This is a genomic window from Polaromonas naphthalenivorans CJ2, assembly GCF_000015505.1.
Lineage (GTDB): Bacteria > Pseudomonadota > Gammaproteobacteria > Burkholderiales > Burkholderiaceae_C > Polaromonas > Polaromonas naphthalenivorans.
Genome location: NC_008781.1, coordinates 2,402,209 through 2,416,561, shown reverse-complemented (window position 1 = coordinate 2,416,561; position 14,353 = coordinate 2,402,209). Strand labels below are relative to the sequence as shown.

At 60.9% G+C, this 14,353-nt stretch carries 19 protein-coding genes; 15 read left to right on the top strand and 4 right to left on the bottom strand.

Translation table 11 applies throughout. From position 1 onward, the window contains the following. Positions 1-7: 7 nt before the first annotated feature. Positions 8-235, top strand: coding sequence for a hypothetical protein (locus tag PNAP_RS26945; RefSeq protein WP_157040268.1), 228 nt, complete (start codon positions 8-10; stop codon positions 233-235). A gap of 29 nt (positions 236-264) precedes the next feature. On the opposite strand, the gene PNAP_RS11350 is transcribed toward PNAP_RS26945, so the two are convergent. The 3 genes from PNAP_RS11350 to PNAP_RS26935 all read right to left on the bottom strand — a co-directional run bounded on the left by PNAP_RS11350 (position 265) and on the right by PNAP_RS26935 (position 1,972). Beyond that, a complete protein-coding gene (locus PNAP_RS11350) occupies positions 265-810 on the bottom strand; it encodes a hypothetical protein (protein WP_011801653.1) in 546 nt (181 codons plus the stop codon). Between the two features lie 44 nt (positions 811-854). Further along, positions 855-1,376, bottom strand: coding sequence for a hypothetical protein (locus PNAP_RS26940; protein ID WP_011801652.1), 522 nt, complete (start codon positions 1,374-1,376; stop codon positions 855-857). A gap of 71 nt (positions 1,377-1,447) precedes the next feature. Next, positions 1,448-1,972 carry a hypothetical protein gene (locus PNAP_RS26935; RefSeq protein ID WP_011801651.1) on the bottom strand — a complete coding sequence of 175 codons (525 nt, stop codon included), beginning with the start codon at positions 1,970-1,972 and terminating at the stop codon, positions 1,448-1,450. Positions 1,973-2,053: 81 nt separating this feature from the next. Here PNAP_RS26935 and PNAP_RS25640 point away from each other — a divergent pair, with 81 nt between their 5' ends. After that, positions 2,054-2,617 carry a transcriptional regulator gene (locus PNAP_RS25640; protein ID WP_011801650.1) on the top strand — a complete coding sequence of 188 codons (564 nt, stop codon included), beginning with the start codon at positions 2,054-2,056 and terminating at the stop codon, positions 2,615-2,617. A 494-nt stretch (positions 2,618-3,111) separates the two neighbouring features. Here PNAP_RS25640 and PNAP_RS11335 read toward each other — a convergent pair whose 3' ends face one another. After that, the gene (locus tag PNAP_RS11335) at positions 3,112-3,366 is read right to left on the bottom strand and encodes a hypothetical protein (RefSeq protein ID WP_011801649.1); all 255 of its coding nucleotides are present in this window, start codon (positions 3,364-3,366) and stop codon (positions 3,112-3,114) included. A gap of 32 nt (positions 3,367-3,398) precedes the next feature. On the opposite strand from PNAP_RS11335, the gene PNAP_RS11330 reads away from it, so the two are divergent. The 13 genes from PNAP_RS11330 to PNAP_RS11270 all read left to right on the top strand — a co-directional run bounded on the left by PNAP_RS11330 (position 3,399) and on the right by PNAP_RS11270 (position 14,340). Beyond that, on the top strand, positions 3,399-3,929 hold the full coding sequence (locus tag PNAP_RS11330) for a phage regulatory CII family protein (RefSeq protein ID WP_011801648.1): 531 nt from the start codon (positions 3,399-3,401) through the stop codon (positions 3,927-3,929). Positions 3,930-4,011: 82 nt separating this feature from the next. Further along, on the top strand, positions 4,012-4,353 hold the full coding sequence (locus PNAP_RS11325) for a hypothetical protein (protein WP_011801647.1): 342 nt from the start codon (positions 4,012-4,014) through the stop codon (positions 4,351-4,353). Next, positions 4,350-5,195 (top strand): helix-turn-helix domain-containing protein, encoded by an 846-nt coding sequence (locus PNAP_RS24975; protein WP_049763671.1) that lies wholly within the window; start codon positions 4,350-4,352, stop codon positions 5,193-5,195. Before PNAP_RS11325 ends, PNAP_RS24975 begins: the two co-directional genes overlap by 4 nt. A gap of 5 nt (positions 5,196-5,200) precedes the next feature. Next, a complete protein-coding gene (locus tag PNAP_RS11315; RefSeq protein WP_011801645.1) occupies positions 5,201-5,980 on the top strand; it encodes a hypothetical protein in 780 nt (259 codons plus the stop codon). A gap of 127 nt (positions 5,981-6,107) precedes the next feature. After that, complete coding sequence (locus PNAP_RS24970) at positions 6,108-6,614, top strand: terminase small subunit (RefSeq protein ID WP_011801644.1); 507 nt, start codon at positions 6,108-6,110, stop codon at positions 6,612-6,614. After that, complete coding sequence (locus tag PNAP_RS11305; protein WP_011801643.1) at positions 6,614-8,791, top strand: phage terminase large subunit family protein; 2,178 nt, start codon at positions 6,614-6,616, stop codon at positions 8,789-8,791. The genes PNAP_RS24970 and PNAP_RS11305 overlap by 1 nt, the downstream gene beginning before the upstream one ends. Before the next feature lie 5 nt (positions 8,792-8,796). Further along, the gene (locus PNAP_RS11300; protein ID WP_232290691.1) at positions 8,797-9,144 is read left to right on the top strand and encodes a Mor transcription activator family protein; all 348 of its coding nucleotides are present in this window, start codon (positions 8,797-8,799) and stop codon (positions 9,142-9,144) included. Between the two features lie 52 nt (positions 9,145-9,196). Next, positions 9,197-9,421 (top strand): hypothetical protein, encoded by a 225-nt coding sequence (locus tag PNAP_RS11295; RefSeq protein WP_011801641.1) that lies wholly within the window; start codon positions 9,197-9,199, stop codon positions 9,419-9,421. A 9-nt stretch (positions 9,422-9,430) separates the two neighbouring features. Then, positions 9,431-11,020 carry a phage portal protein gene (locus PNAP_RS11290; protein WP_011801640.1) on the top strand — a complete coding sequence of 530 codons (1,590 nt, stop codon included), beginning with the start codon at positions 9,431-9,433 and terminating at the stop codon, positions 11,018-11,020. A gap of 98 nt (positions 11,021-11,118) precedes the next feature. Then, positions 11,119-13,143 carry a ClpP-like prohead protease/major capsid protein fusion protein gene (locus PNAP_RS11285; RefSeq protein WP_011801639.1) on the top strand — a complete coding sequence of 675 codons (2,025 nt, stop codon included), beginning with the start codon at positions 11,119-11,121 and terminating at the stop codon, positions 13,141-13,143. Positions 13,144-13,210: 67 nt separating this feature from the next. After that, a complete protein-coding gene (locus PNAP_RS11280; RefSeq protein WP_011801638.1) occupies positions 13,211-13,573 on the top strand; it encodes a DUF2190 family protein in 363 nt (120 codons plus the stop codon). A gap of 38 nt (positions 13,574-13,611) precedes the next feature. Next, positions 13,612-13,920 (top strand): head-tail joining protein, encoded by a 309-nt coding sequence (locus PNAP_RS11275; protein ID WP_011801637.1) that lies wholly within the window; start codon positions 13,612-13,614, stop codon positions 13,918-13,920. After that, entirely contained in the window at positions 13,921-14,340 is a 420-nt protein-coding gene (locus PNAP_RS11270; protein WP_011801636.1) for a hypothetical protein, read from the top strand. It begins immediately after the preceding gene. Positions 14,341-14,353 lie beyond the last annotated feature (13 nt).

Here is a 14,353-nt window from a genome sequence, read left to right as displayed (position 1 = left end):
GTTGTAGATGGCTGAAGCATACCAAAAGGTATTCTTTCAATCAATACTTTTTGGTAAGTATTTTTGCAATAATGCAGATGCCCCGCATGGTGCGGGTTCAAAGGATGTGCAAATGACAGACGAAAAAAAACCGCCTCATGGGGCGGGGAGGGATGCAAGTGATGCCGACGCTTCAGGGCTGCTGAAGAAGCGCCGCATGCACGGCTTTACTCAATTTTTGGGGCAAAAGCTATGATGATTTACAAAGGGCAGCAGCCGGGTCTCTCAGGGATACCTTGCCTCAATACGCCTCTCCAGTCGCGCCCACTCCTTCATGAGTTTTTCGTACTCCCTGTAGAGTCTTTTCGGCAAGGCTATTTCGCCGTGCTGGTTTGCCAGATCACCCGTATTGAAAATTTCGAATCGTCGCTTTGCCAGGAAGAGGAACCGAACAACATCCATATCTTTGACCATAGATTTGCGAACGTTGTCCACCTGCTGCCCGTTGTATTTGCTATTGGCATCAGGAAGAAAAGTAATGCTGCCAAAAGTAGCAAAGCGGGGTACGACATCAATCAGCTTGGCATCTGGGTTGCGCCAAACGGCATGGAATTCTGCCTCGATGAATACACCGGTTCGTTCCCAGATCGCCCAGCCCAGCACGAGTTGTCCCCCGAACTCCGAAACCTGCTGTTCGACAACGGAAAAGCATTCGCGTTCTGGTTGGCCCGCCACTGGCTGGCAGCAAACGTCAATCGGATGCTCTCCCTTGGCCAGGCTGCTACAAAATTCTTCGACGTGGGCGGCGCTGATGTTTGCGGGAATAATCATTTGTCTTTGGTTTCAAAATTGGAGCAATGAAGCGGACTAATTTTTCAAAGTTCGCAAGCCGCAATAGGCCGGTTGCCACTGAACGGGGAAAAAATCAAAATTTTCCAGTTTTTGCTTTGAAAGGCGTCGGTTTTACTGCGCATGGTAGAGGCAATAAAACGGCATGACTGGGCTGCGTCTCTGGGCGAAGTTGCCAGGGTTGCCTCGATGGTGCTGGTTGAAAAAATGTTGGAGTTGACGTCGCATGTGGTGGCTCCTGCGCCCTCCAGTAACGTGCAGATAGCCTTTGCGTATTCGTATGAGCGATCCTTTGGTGGTGGTGACGCTTGCACAGGCTTGGCGGCGGGTGGCGGTGCCCGGCTTACAGTTGGCGTTATTTCTTTTGCTGGCGGTACTAATAGCGCTACAGGTTTGCCGTCTAGCGTCTGCCCCTTGATCGCTCCAACTGGGCATGAGGATGACAATTGCTGTGTGATGACAACGCCGTTAGGCATCGTGCATTTGACCTGGGCAGTGGCAAGCTTGGTTGTTGCAAGCGCGGCAACAACGAGGAATTTTAGGAGCACTGAAATAATTCCTCACGTTTCATTTTTTCAGTTTCGCTAGTTGCAAGATGATTTATCGCACTGGCGAAGACTCACGCTGCTTTCTGATGGGGAATTGAATCACGTTCCCCGCCTGAGGAGTGGGTGCGTCCCGGATGCTGGGTCAGCATAAATTTCAAATAGGCAATTGAATTTTTGCGGCCTTCTGGAGACATATCAAGCAATAGCACAGAGGCTTCTTTCATAGATTGCTGCTGTTCCTCAGTGAGTTGATGGCCGTAAAACTTACTTGACTCATTTGCTTCCTGCGGGGTTGTGCTTTTGTCTTTTGGCCAAGGCGTATCACGACTAGCCAAGGATGCGGGTGGGTTTGGATCGGGTAGCTCTGCACCCAAGGGGAGATCCAGCCAAGCGCGCGAGAGACCAAATGCCCTCTCGATGACAAGCATCATCTTGTCGGCAATCGGCTTTGCTCCCGCCTTCTCAGGTGGGTACAACATTCGGGAAACATAACTCTCGTTTCGCGCTATTTTTTCAGCGAAAACTGCAATGACGTTTCCGCAACTGTGTTCAATAAGTTCGCGTAAACGTTGTTTGCGATGTACTTGCACGTCCATCTAGGGATTCTCCCGAATCAATACTAAAAGGTATATATCCAAAAGGTATTGATTTGCCAATACCTTTTGGTATGATTTGGCATGGAAAAATTACTTGCCTACCTCAATAGCCTTAGCCCTGCTGAGCAAAAAGCGTTTGCTTTGCGCTGTGGAACGACTGTTGGCTATTTGCGAAAAGCAGGTTCTACGGGGCAACGTATCGGAGCCGAGTTGTGCATCAATATTGAGCGTGAATCGCTCAAGTCTGTCGTGTGTGAGGTGCTGCGTCCAGATATTGATTGGGCATCTATTCGGCATACAGCGCCCGCTAGTCAAGCGCAAGAAGCTATCAATACAGTAGCAGAGGAAGCCAAAGCCGCTATCCTTCATGTGGCCGACACGGCCGAGGCTGAAATCAAGCATGTTGCCGAGGCGCAAGCAGTTGTCAAAACAGAGGTGAAAGACGTTGACCCTCCCGTCAAGCTGCCGCCGCTCGCCTCGACAGAGGTGGCTGACTCGCTGGTGCTCGATGAGCGTCGCAAAGGCCCGCCCACACGCCGCCTGAAAAAACAGCCTTTCATCGGACCCGACCAGCGTGTCGGCCCACCGGAACGGCGCGGCTTCAAGCTGCCTGAAGTCACGGCCGCGCTGCCGAAGGGGGTTTGAGATGGCCAGCGCCCGAAAACTAAAACGCTTGAAGCGGTCGGCGATCAGCAACTTTCTCGCGGGGGTGTCTGTTAGCGCCGCTGGTGGTGTGGTCCTGCATCTGCCTGGCCGGCGCAAAAGCATTGTCCTGTCTCGCCGCGAAGCATTGCTTACCCAAGCAGTCCTAGCGAGTCTTGATCTCCAAGCCATGCCTGGGAGTGGATTGTTTCCTGATTCTTCTTTTGATCTTTCTTCAACCATTTGCGGGATCGATATCCATGCATAGCAACCTTTGCCGCCTGTTGATCGTTCAGCGGGACATACGAAACCACTTAGAAAACGTATCCATTGATCCTGTATTTCTTTGGGTGAACGATGTTCGGTAGTTGCATGGGCAGTCCCTTTGTGAAATTGAGCGGTGTAGGAACCTTCAATGTAGCGGAGCGGGCTGCCCGCCTTTGTTGCACTGCGCGCCAAGATATCCCCGCCGCAGGGCAGGGCGCGTGATGCGTGCATTAACTGCTCTGGCCGGTCAGCGCCCGCCAGTCTTTCCACAACGCATCGTCGAGCTTTTGCCGGTGGTCGGCCAGCGCCTGGTCGATGCGGGCCAGCTCGGCCCTGAGCAGATCCGCATACGACTGCACCGCTGTCTCGCATGGGCTGCAGGCAAATTTTGGATTGCCCTTCAAGCTGGCGATGCGCTCGGCCAGTGGCGCCGTGCAGTAGCGGCATTTGAGTTTGATGACCTGGTTGTTGAGTGCGGCATCCATGTTTTTCCTTTTTACTTTTCGAGGCGTTTTTCATGAAAGCAACTATCTCAATTCCGGTCGGTGCTGCCTATGGCGAATCTGAAGCGCTGCCAGCCACCCCTGAGTCGAACGAGGTTCAAGTGGCAATTGCCAACCTGGTGCATTCCTTTCCTGGCGGTGTGGCCGTGCTGGCAAAGCGTGCAGGCCTGTCGGCCAATTCACTGCAGCACAAGGCCAACCTGAACAATGACACCCACCACTTGCGGGTCGATGAATTGCAGCGGCTGCAGCGTGCCTCTGGCTCTATCGGCCCGACGCAAGTGCTGGCGGCGGCTGAAGGCTATGTATGCATTCGCATCAATCCTGTGATGCCGACAAGCCTGATGGACGGGAATGCCCGGGTGTTTTCGGCCATGGCTGACATGGTGCTGGCGGTGCGCGATGCCACTGAGCCGGGCCTGCCGGTCACGCGCACCCAGATCAACCGGATCGAGTTTCACCAGGGCGAACTGATCGGCGCGATCAACGCGCTCGGCGCGCTGGTGCGCAGCAGGATGGCGCGGCCTGAAGGAGGTCAACAGTGATCAACAGCATTGCACCGACCGGGCGCCTGGCGCTGGCCTTTGCTGCGTCAGGATATCTCAGGGCTTGCGCAGGGGGTAGGCCATGGCAGTTTTAGATACATCGGCTCAGGCCCTGATCGACCTGGGCGAAGTTGTCCTCAACAAGCTGCAGGGCGAGATTTTTGACCTGGTACTGGCGCATCGCCGCAGGGGCATTGCCGACATGACGGGCGCTGAGATCCGCGACGCATGGGAGGTCGTGCATGCGCCGGCTCGCCTGGAGAAGGGCACCGTCAGCGGGCGAGTGCGTGAGCTGATCACGATGGGCCGGCTGGTGCGCAGCCCGAATAAGCGGGAGTGCAGGGGCGTCAAGGGCGATAACGCGAAGGTGTCCGGCGCCCGGCCAGTGTCGATAGCGCCAGAATTTATTGGAGAAGGCAAGTGAGTTTCCTGATGTCCACCGCGTGCATGCGGCTCAAAATGCCCGGCGTCGCCAAGAACGTGCTCATGCAGCTGGCGGAGATTTCCAGCGACCACGGCTATGCATTCCCATCGATCACCACGCTGTGCATGCGCACCTGCTGGAGCCGCACCGCTGTCATTGAGGCGCTGAAGTACCTTGAAGAACAAAAGGTGCTGTGGCCCGACAAGACCAGCGGACGCAACACCCGGTACTGGATCACGCCTGCCAACTGGACCGGCGAGCGCTACCCGGAAAAGGAATCTGACCAGTACGCCAGCCGTACCGGTCCGCCAGCCGGACTGGTACGGCAGCCGGACGGGGGTGGTACGCCAGCCGTACCAGACCCGTCCGCCAACCGGACACTAATACCACCTAATACCAATGAATTAAATACACCCCCTACCCCCAAGGGGGCGGCGAGTGGGTTTGATGAATTCTGGAAAACCTATCCGAAGAAGCTGGCCGTGGCAGAGGCCCGCAAGCGGTGGGACAAGCTGGCACCGGACGCTGCGCTGCAATCGCGGATTCTCGCTGCGGTCCGGGTGCAGGCAGCCGGCGAGGCCTGGACGCGTGACGGTGGCCGGTATGTGCCCAAGGCGTCCGCCTGGCTGTCGGGCGAGCGCTGGCTTGACGAGGTTGCGGGTGCCGGTGGCGGCGTGGCTGACGGCGACGGGCCGGTGCATGCCGAGGGGTCAAGGGGGCATGTCGATCAGGTGGCGCGTGAGCTGGGCTTTAAGCCCTGGGACGGGCTGGAGCAGTTCCCGGTTTACAAGGCCCGGGTGATGGGGGCGAATGCCCAGCGTCAGCAGGCCGGGGCGAGGTAGCTGCCATGGAGATTTCACTCAGGATTGAAAACCTCCAGCCGTTGGATAGTGATCTGAAAAGGCTGAGCGGCGAGCAGCTGCGCGCAGCTTTTGCCAAGGCCATCAATGACACGGCGTTCCAGTTGCGCCGGGGCGTACAGGACGAGATGCGGCGGGTGTTTGACCGCCCCACGCCCTACATCCTGAGCAGTCCGCGTGTTGTGATGGCAACGCCTGCCAGGCTGACCGCCAGCGTCTTGCCGACCTACATGGGCGGCAAGGGCATTGATCCGCAAAAGATTCTGCAGGCGCAGGAATTCGGCGGGCCACGGCGGGACAAGCGCAGCGAAGCGGCCTTTCGCCGGGCGGGCATCCTGCCGCGTGGCTACTACCTTGCCATCCCCAAGACGCCTTACCCAGGCAGCGATGACGGGCGCGGCAACCTGCGCGGCCCGTTCCTGGTGCAGCTCATCACCTACTTTCAAGCCTCGGGCGAGCAGGGCTACAAGGCGAACATGACCGACAAGCGCAAGCGCTCGATCCACAAGGGCACGGCCAAGACAGCAGGGCGCCGCTACTTCGTCACCTACGGTCACCTGCGCAGCGGCAAGACGCAGCACCTAGCGCCCGGCATCTGGGCCGCGCAAGGCGCCTACGGTGTGGACATCAGGCCGGTCGTGATGTTCGTGCGCACGCCCAACTACAAGCCGCTCATGAGCATGGAGCGCGTGGCGCAGGCCGTGAACGTGCAGGAATACCTGGACCGCCGCGTTCGTTATCGCGTGCGCGAGGCCGCTGGTGTTTGACGGCTCGGCGCTCGCGCCGCCCGCCCGCCCGGCCCCCTTCGAAGGTACTCCCCGGGAGAGTAGCTGTACGGGTAATTCGAACCTCGTTTTTTTTCTAGTTCACAGTTTTCACTGAAGGTAAGTAAGTATGCGCATCAAGGGTCAGGAGCAGATTGCAGCGCTTTTCGGCGTCGCGCCCAAGACCATCACCGAGTGGCAGGTGCTGGGTTTCCCGATCGCCTTCCAAGGCGGGCCGGGCGTGCCGAGCGAGTATGACTCGCCCGCCTGCATCACCTGGATGGTGGGCCGCGAAGTCTCCAAGATCAGGAGCGAAACGCCCAAGGACCGGCTGTCCCGGCTGCAGGGCGACAAGATCGAGCGCGACATGATGCGCGATGACGGCCTCTTGATCCCGGCCTCGGAGATCGAGCCGATGTGGGAGGGCGCCGTGATCGCGGCCAGGGAGTACTTGCTGGGCGAGCCGCCGCGCATCGCGTCGCTGTCGATCGGCATGGAGAAGCCCGCCCTTGAAGAACTGCTGCGCACCACGTTCGAGGCGTACCTGGTCAAGTTATCGAACTGGCGCGCCGCCATGCAGGACGATGACGAGGGGAAAGATGGTATATCCCAAGACGACGACGGGGAAGAGATCTGATGCTTGGTACGCCTGGCGGATTCAATGCAGCTGCGCAGGCTCGCGTTGCATTGCGTGAGATGTTTGCCCGCGTATGGGGCAAGCATCGCCCACGGCCAAAGCTGAGCATCACCAGCTGGGCAACCAACTACCGCGTGCTGAGCGAGGAGGAGTCCGCGCTCAAGGGCCGGTTTGCATGGGACGTGTCGCCCGCACTCAAGGGCATTGCCGACGCGGCCAGCCTGCCAGGCACGCGCAAGATCGCGGTGCAAAAAAGCGCTCAGGTCGGCTACACGGCGGGCATCGTCTGCAACATCATCGGGTACAACGTGCATTACCGGCCCAGCGTGATCGTGGCCGCGTTCCCGCGTGCGCAGGCGGCGAAGGACTTCGCCAGCGAAAAGCTCGATCCGATGATCCTGTCCACGCCGGTGCTGTCCAAGCGCATCGCGCTCAAGAGCCGGGCGCAGGGCAACAGCATGCTGCGCAAGCGCTTCCCGGGCGGTCTGATCAAGCTGGTCGGCACGAATAGCCCGTCTGACGTGAAGTCCACCAGCGCCCGCCTGGTGGTGGTCGAGGAGCCCGATGACGCCAGCAACAACGTCAAGGGCCAGGGCAACAGCTTGAAGCTGCTCGAAGAACGGGCCAAGACCTACAACGACCACCTGATCCTAATCGGCGGCACGCCCACGGCGAAAGATGCCAGCGCGATCGAGGACGAGATGAAAAAAAGCGACAAGCGCTATTTTCATGTGCCCTGCCATTCGTGCGGCGAGGCGCATGTCCTGGCCTGGGAAAACGTCACCATCCCGAAAGCGCCCGAGGGCACCGCGCCGCGGGAGGTGTACGGCGCGCTGCGCTGGGAGGAGGCTTTCTACACCTGCCCGCACCATGGATGCGTGTGGACTGACGATGAGCGCATCGCCAACTTGCGCCGGGCCGAATCTGCCGGCGCCGGCTGGATCGCCACGGCCGACAGCACGGTGCCGGGCTTTTATTTGAACGAGCTGCTGAGCACCTTTGACGGCTCCCGCGTGCCGGTGCTGGCCCGGAAATACCTGGAGGCCAAGGACAACATGGACAAGGGCGACGTGAACGACATGATCGCCTTTTACAACTCCACGCTCGGCCTGACCTGGGAATACAAGGGCGAGCTGCCCGAGGAAGATGAGCTGCGGCTACGTGCTGAAAAATACCGCGAGATGACGTGCCCTGCCGGCGCGGTCGAGGCCTTGATGACTGTGGACGTGCAGCACGACCGGGTGGCGGTCACCGTCTGGGTGTTCGGTCGGGGCGAGGAGATGTGGCTGGCCTTTTGGGGCGAGTTCTATGGCCGCACCGTGGTCGAGCATGCCGGCGCCTGGATCGAGCTGGAGCAGTTCATGGCCCGGGGCATCCTGCACGCCTCGGGCGCAGGCCTGGGCATCCGCATCGTCGGCATTGACTCGGGCGACGGGCAGACCAGCGACGCGGTGTATTCGTTTTGCCGCAAGCACCACCGCCACGACCGGCCCGTGCTGGCGATGAAGGGCGCCCCTGACAATGTCGGCAAGGTTGAGATCTGGACGCCGCCCAAGGCCATCGACCCGAACCACCGCGCCACCAAGGCCAGCCGGGCCGGCGTGTTGGTCCACATGGTCGGCACGGCCAAAGCCAAGGATCTGATCCTGGGCTGGTCGGAGCAGGGCGGGCGCATTCGCCTGGAGGGCGATGGGCCAGGCCGCATGCACTGGTATGAAGGCGTGCGGGATGACTTCTACGAGCAGATCCTGGGCGAGATCAAGATCCCGAGCCGCAACAACCCGGCCAAGCGCGTCTGGAAAGAGCGCAAGGACCGGGCGCATGAAGCGCTCGACTGCACGGTGTATTCGCTCTACCTCTACCGGCACCTCAAGCTCCACCTGAGAAAACCCGTCCAGTGGGACATTGCCGAGCGCCGGCTGCGCCAGGCCGAGCTGCTGCCGTTTGACGCGCCGGCGCTGGCCCTGCCTGCGCAGCCGATGCCCGTGCAGGCGCCTGCACAACCCGGGCAGCTTGAGGCCGTGCAGGCGCCTGCACAGCTTCCCGAGCCTTTGCCAGTCCGGCCAGTCCAGCCAGATCCGCCAGCACCTCCTCCACCGCCACCGCCACCACCACCACCGCGCCGCCGCGCCAGTTCGTTTGCCAGCTCTGATTGGGCCTCCAGGGGATTTAGATAATGACCATGACAACAACAAAATATAAAGCCCTCACAGCCGGCCAGGCTGAAGATGCCGCGGTGCAGCTGCAGCACGACTTTGTCGAGATCGTGCGCGAGGAGATCGGCATGAATGAAGCCCTTGCCTCGGTATTTGCCAGTGCTGTCGTGCGAGGCCTGCGCCGGCGCATGGGCGGCAGCGACCTCTACATTCCGGCGCCGGATTTATCCGACCGGGACGCCAGCATCCGGCGCGAATTCGACGGCAAGAACCTGGCACACATCATGGCGAAATACAACGTCAAGCGCACCCGGGTTTACGAAATCTGCGCCCGTCGTGATCCTAAAGATGCCCAGCTCGTGCCCTCGGTTTGAAAGTCCGGTTTATCCCCTAGAAACCGGACGCGCTCGCAGCTAGCGTATCGGCATGACTCATTCAAACATCATGCTCCAGCTCTACCTGGATGCCGAAGCCGCCGTTCTTGCCGGCAAGACCATCCAGTTCGCCGGCAGAACTCACACCATGGAAAGCCTGGACATGATCCAAAAGGGCCGGCGCGAATGGGAGGCAAAGGTTACGGCTGAAGCCACCCGCGCTGCCGGCGTCCCGACCTTTGGCGGGCTTCGCTACAAAACCGCACGCTTTAACTAAGGCCATTTCATGAAGCTACTTCAAACCATCGGCTCGGCCTTTGACCGGGTTGTGTCTGTCACCGACCCGGTCAAGGCGGTGCAGCGGGCGCAGGCCCGGCGCGTCTTTGCCATCTATGAGGCCGCCAAGCCCACCAAGCAGCGCCAAAAGCAAAAAGCCAACCAGAGCCCGAGTACCCTGGTCGGCACCTCGGCAACGGCATTGCGTGCGCATGCGCGGTTTCTGGAGCGAAATCACGACCTGTCGCGGGGCGCCCTGCGCACCCTGGTCAATAACGTGGTGGGGCCGAACGGGATCGGGATCGAGCCGCAACCACGGCGCAAGGACGGCACCATTCACAAGGAGTACGCCGCCGCGCTGCGCGAAGCCCGGCGCGACTGGCAGCGCTGCCCGGAAGTGACGCACCGCCACTCGGACGCGCAGATGCAGCGCCTGGTTGCCAAGACCTGGCTGCGCGATGGCGAAGCCTTTACGCAGACGCTCATGGGCAGGGTGCCCGGGCTGGACCACGGCACCAAGGTGCCGTTTTCGCTGGAGATGTTCGAGCCTGACATGGTGCCGCTGGACTATGACGATCCGGGCAAGTTCATCCGCCAGGGCATGGAGTTCAACGCCTGGGGGCGCTGCCGGGCGTATTGGGTTTACAAGTCCGATCCCCGCGAGCAGCTGTCATGGCTCAATAGCACCTCTGCGCTCAAGCGGATCTCGGCTGACAACGTCTTGCACCTGGCCCAAATGGACCGCATCGGCCAGGCCCGGGGTATCTCGGAATTTGCCAGCGTCATCACGCGGGGCGAGGACTTGAAGGAATACGAGGAGTCCGAGCGGATTGCGGCGAAAGTGGCTGCATCGATGACCGCCTACGTCAAGCGCCTAGCCTCGACCGAGACGGGCTATACCGGCGAAGGCCTTGAAAAGGACGAGAACGGCCATGTCAAGCCGCGTGACCTGTATATGGAGCCGGGCATGATCATCGATGACCTGGTCGCTGGCGAGGAGATCGGCATGATCAACAGCAACCGGCCCAATCCGAACCTGATCGGCTGGCGCGCCGGCCAGTTGCGGGCGTTCGCCGCTGGCATCGGCACCAGCTACTCCAGCCTGAGCCGCGACTACAACGGCACCTATAGCGCCCAGCGCCAGGAGCTGGTCGAGCAGTGGGTGAATTATTCGGTGCTGGCGGACGATTTTGCCGCTGCATTTGTCCAGCCGGCCTACGATCAATTTGTTATTGCGGCGCACCTGAGCGGGGTGGTGCCCATACCGCTTGATGTGAAGCCGGGCACTGAAAACGATTGCCTGCTGGTCGGCCAGTCGATGCCCTGGATCAACCCGATGCATGAGGCCGCAGCATGGGAAAAACTGGTGCAGGCCGGCTTTGCCAGTGAGGTCGAGGTGATCCGCAAGCGCGGCGCCAATCCGAACGATGTGCTGGAGCAGATTGCAGCTTTCAGGGATTCTGCAAAAGAGAAGAATCTCGCCTTCAGTTCCAACGCGGCCACGAAACAAACCACTGTCTCGGTGTCTGCCGTGCCGACCGAGCTGCAGCAGGAGGCCGCAGACAACGCGCAGGGCAAAAACGACAAAACAGCGGACTAGCTGCAAATAGTCCGGTTTCTCCCCTAAAAACCGGACGGACTTAATTTGACACTGACAAGCATCTGTCCCGATGCAACTCTTTTTGAGGTCAATGTCACATGAGTAAAAAAGCAACTGCCTGGTATGCCATTCGTCGCAAGACGGCCATGGCTGCTGCCGTGCTCGGCGTGGTGGCCGCAGCCGAGATCTACATCTACGGCGACATCGGCGAGTCCTGGTACGAGGAAACCGTATCGGCTGCCACGTTCGTCAAGGAGCTGAACGATATCGACGCCACGGCCATCACCGTGCGCATCAACAGCATCGGCGGCTCGGTGCCCGATGGCCTGGCGATCTACAACGCGCTGCGCCGCCACAAGGCCGAAGTCACCATTGAGATCGACGGCATGGCGCTGTCGGTTGCCAGCCTGATCGCCATGGCCGGCGACAAAGTGAATATGGCCAACAACGCCATGCTCATGATCCATGGCCCCTGGTCCTATGTTTCTGGCAACAGCGTCGAGCTGCGCGACATGGCCGACCAGCTCGACACCTGGGCCGCTGCCATGTCCAACAGCTACGCGGCCCGCACCGGCGACCAGCCGGCGATGCTGGCTTTGCTCACCGATGGCAAGGACCACTTCTACACCGCCGAGCAGGCGCTCGCCGAGAAGTTTGTCGATGCCATCACCGACCCGATGCCCGTGTCCGCTTCTGCTGCGCGGGATCTTCCCCTTAACCGTTACCGCTCACTGCCTGCAGCTTTGCAGACAGCGAGCACTCTCGCGGCTGCCGCCGCACCATCCCAGGAGCCTTTAATGACAACCCCCAACTCGGCGGCTACCCAACCCCCCGCCGCCCCCGCCGCCTCCGCCGCCTCCGCCATTCTGGCTGCAGACAACGCCCGTCGCGGCCAGATCCGCGCCAGCTTTGGCAAGTTTTCCAGCCGTGAGGGCGTCGCGGCATTGCAGGCCCAGTGCGAAGACGACCACGCTTGCACGCCAGAAGCCGCAGGCCTGAAGCTCCTCGACATCCTGGGCAAGGACAAGACCAGCGTCAACGGCCTGAATATCGTCACGCTCGAAGATGAAACCGACAAGGCGCGCAAGGGCACGACCGAGGCGCTGCTGGCCCGCGCCGGCGTGGTCAAGGCCGAGGGTTCCAATCCCTTTCGCGGCTTCACGCTGAGCGAGCTGGCTCGCGCCAGCTTGACCCGCGCCGGCTACCGCTCGGAAGGCCAGGACAAAAAGACCTTTATCGGCGCGGCCTTCACGCACAGCTCCAGCGACTTTGGCAGCATTCTGGCGAACGTGGCCGAGAAATCCATGCTCAAGGGCTACGAGGAAGCCGCCGAGACGTTCCAGCTCTGGACCCGTGCCGGCGAGCTGCCCGACTTCAAGCCCGGCAAGCGCGTGGATCTCAATGCGTTCCCGAGCCTGCGCAAGGTCGCTGAAGGCGCCGAGTACAAATACGCCACGATCGGCGATCGTGGCGAGACAGTGCTGCTGGCAACCTACGGCGAGCTGTTCTCGATCAACCGCCAGGCCATCATCAATGACGACCTGGACGCCTTCACCCGCATCCCCAAGCTGATGGGGCGCGCTGCCATTCGCACCATCGGCGACCTGGTGTATGCCGTGCTGACGGGTAACCCGATCATGAGCGACGGTGTGGCGCTGTTCGATGCAGCGCATAAGAATCTGCTGGTCGGTGGCGCGATCTCCACCGCAACGGTCGATGCGATGGGCGCGGCCATGGCAAAGCAAAAGAACGGCCCTGCTGTGTTGAACATCGCCATGCAGTACCTGATCGTGCCGCGTGCCTTGAGGGGCACTGCAAATGTCGTGCGCAGCAGCGAGTTCGAGGTGAATGCCGGCAAGAACAGCACCACGCCCAACAGCGTGCGCGACACGTTCGAGGTGATCACTGATGCCCGCCTGGATGAAGCCTCGGCAACGGCCTGGTACGGCGCGGCCAGCGCGACCACCAACGACACCATCGAGGTCAGCTACCTCGACGGCAACCAGGCGCCCGTGCTGGAGCAAAAGGACGGCTGGAACGTGGACGGCACCGAGTTCAAGGTGCGGATCGACGCCGGCGTGTCGCCGCTGGACTTCCGCACCCTGGCGAAAAACCCAGGCTAAGCACTGCCAGACCACCGCCAGGCGCCGCGCCTGGCGGTGCCTCCTTACTCCTTTTTAGAGATTCATCATGAAAAATTACATTCAGCCCGGCAAGGTCATCGATTTTGTTGCAGCCGCTGCCATTGCATCGGGCCAGGTGGTGCGCGTCGGCCAGATCCTGGGCGTGTCGGTGTCCGATGTCGCCATTGGTGAAACCGGCCAGGCGCATATCGAGGGCGTGTTTGCCGTGCCCAAGGTTTCCGGTGCCGTGATCGCCAGAGGCGAGTCCTTGAGCTGGGATGCCTCTGCCGCCGCCTTTGATGACAACGCGGCAGTGCCTGCCTCTGGCGATGTCCAGGGGGCGCCAGCTGTTGCATTCGAGGCGGCTGGCAATGGCGTGCTGACCATTGCCGTGCGCTTTACCGGCGTGCCCGGCACGGTCACCGCTTAATCCGTGCAGGCGCCTGCACAAGAACTGCACAGACCACTATGAGCCTCGCACCATTTGCCGCCCTGCAAGCACGCGCTAACCGCGCTGTGCTCTCGCGCCTGTCCAATGCCACGGCCAGCTACCTGGGCGGCCAGCCGTTCGGTGTGCTTTTTGAGCGCACCCCGACTGAGCCGTTCGGCGAAGTGCTCGATGCGTCTGCACGTACCTGCTCGCTGGACCTGGCTCTGGTGCCTGGCATTGCAGCAGGCGGCATCCTCGTCATCAACGGCACAAATTACCGCGTGAGCGGTGGCGTTGAGCCTGACGAAACCGGCTGGGTGCGGCTGCAAGTATTCCCGGAGGCTTGAATGCTCGCCCTCGAACCCATCCTTAAAACCCGCCTGCAGGCACTTATCGCCCTGACCGGCTGGGCCGTGCGCACCGGCAGCGAACTGAGCGACCGGCGCATCGTACCGGCAGCGGACGTGCGCTGCAGCGGCGCGCATGTCACCGACAGCGCAACGACTGCCGTCACGCTCGACCCGGCCTGGACCGTCACCCTGGTCGTGCCTCGAAGCGACCAGGCAGCCGGGCAGCTCGATACAGCGCTGACGGCCGTCATCGGCAGCCTGCACAACTGGTGCCCGGGCCAGCAGGGCAGCCGGCTGTGGCGCCGCATGGCTCTGCAGACGGTGCGCGAGCCCGAGTTCGTGACCGAGGGGCAGGCCGCCCTGGAACTCGTATTTACCAGCAGCACCGTGTACCACGGCCAGGTGCTGACCCGCTGACCCCTTCATCTAT

Coding starts and splice junctions, on each gene's coding strand:
- PNAP_RS26945 (WP_157040268.1), top strand. CDS start 8: ATGGCTGAAGCATACCAAAAGGTATTCTTTCAATCAATACTTTTTGGT.
- PNAP_RS11350 (WP_011801653.1), bottom strand. CDS start 810: ATGATTATTCCCGCAAACATCAGCGCCGCCCACGTCGAAGAATTTTGT.
- PNAP_RS26935 (WP_011801651.1), bottom strand. CDS start 1,972: ATGGACGTGCAAGTACATCGCAAACAACGTTTACGCGAACTTATTGAA.
- PNAP_RS25640 (WP_011801650.1), top strand. CDS start 2,054: ATGGAAAAATTACTTGCCTACCTCAATAGCCTTAGCCCTGCTGAGCAA.
- PNAP_RS11335 (WP_011801649.1), bottom strand. CDS start 3,366: ATGGATGCCGCACTCAACAACCAGGTCATCAAACTCAAATGCCGCTAC.
- PNAP_RS11330 (WP_011801648.1), top strand. CDS start 3,399: ATGAAAGCAACTATCTCAATTCCGGTCGGTGCTGCCTATGGCGAATCT.
- PNAP_RS11325 (WP_011801647.1), top strand. CDS start 4,012: ATGGCAGTTTTAGATACATCGGCTCAGGCCCTGATCGACCTGGGCGAA.
- PNAP_RS11315 (WP_011801645.1), top strand. CDS start 5,201: ATGGAGATTTCACTCAGGATTGAAAACCTCCAGCCGTTGGATAGTGAT.
- PNAP_RS24970 (WP_011801644.1), top strand. CDS start 6,108: ATGCGCATCAAGGGTCAGGAGCAGATTGCAGCGCTTTTCGGCGTCGCG.
- PNAP_RS11305 (WP_011801643.1), top strand. CDS start 6,614: ATGCTTGGTACGCCTGGCGGATTCAATGCAGCTGCGCAGGCTCGCGTT.
- PNAP_RS11300 (WP_232290691.1), top strand. CDS start 8,797: ATGACAACAACAAAATATAAAGCCCTCACAGCCGGCCAGGCTGAAGAT.
- PNAP_RS11295 (WP_011801641.1), top strand. CDS start 9,197: ATGACTCATTCAAACATCATGCTCCAGCTCTACCTGGATGCCGAAGCC.
- PNAP_RS11290 (WP_011801640.1), top strand. CDS start 9,431: ATGAAGCTACTTCAAACCATCGGCTCGGCCTTTGACCGGGTTGTGTCT.
- PNAP_RS11285 (WP_011801639.1), top strand. CDS start 11,119: ATGAGTAAAAAAGCAACTGCCTGGTATGCCATTCGTCGCAAGACGGCC.
- PNAP_RS11280 (WP_011801638.1), top strand. CDS start 13,211: ATGAAAAATTACATTCAGCCCGGCAAGGTCATCGATTTTGTTGCAGCC.
- PNAP_RS11275 (WP_011801637.1), top strand. CDS start 13,612: ATGAGCCTCGCACCATTTGCCGCCCTGCAAGCACGCGCTAACCGCGCT.
- PNAP_RS11270 (WP_011801636.1), top strand. CDS start 13,921: ATGCTCGCCCTCGAACCCATCCTTAAAACCCGCCTGCAGGCACTTATC.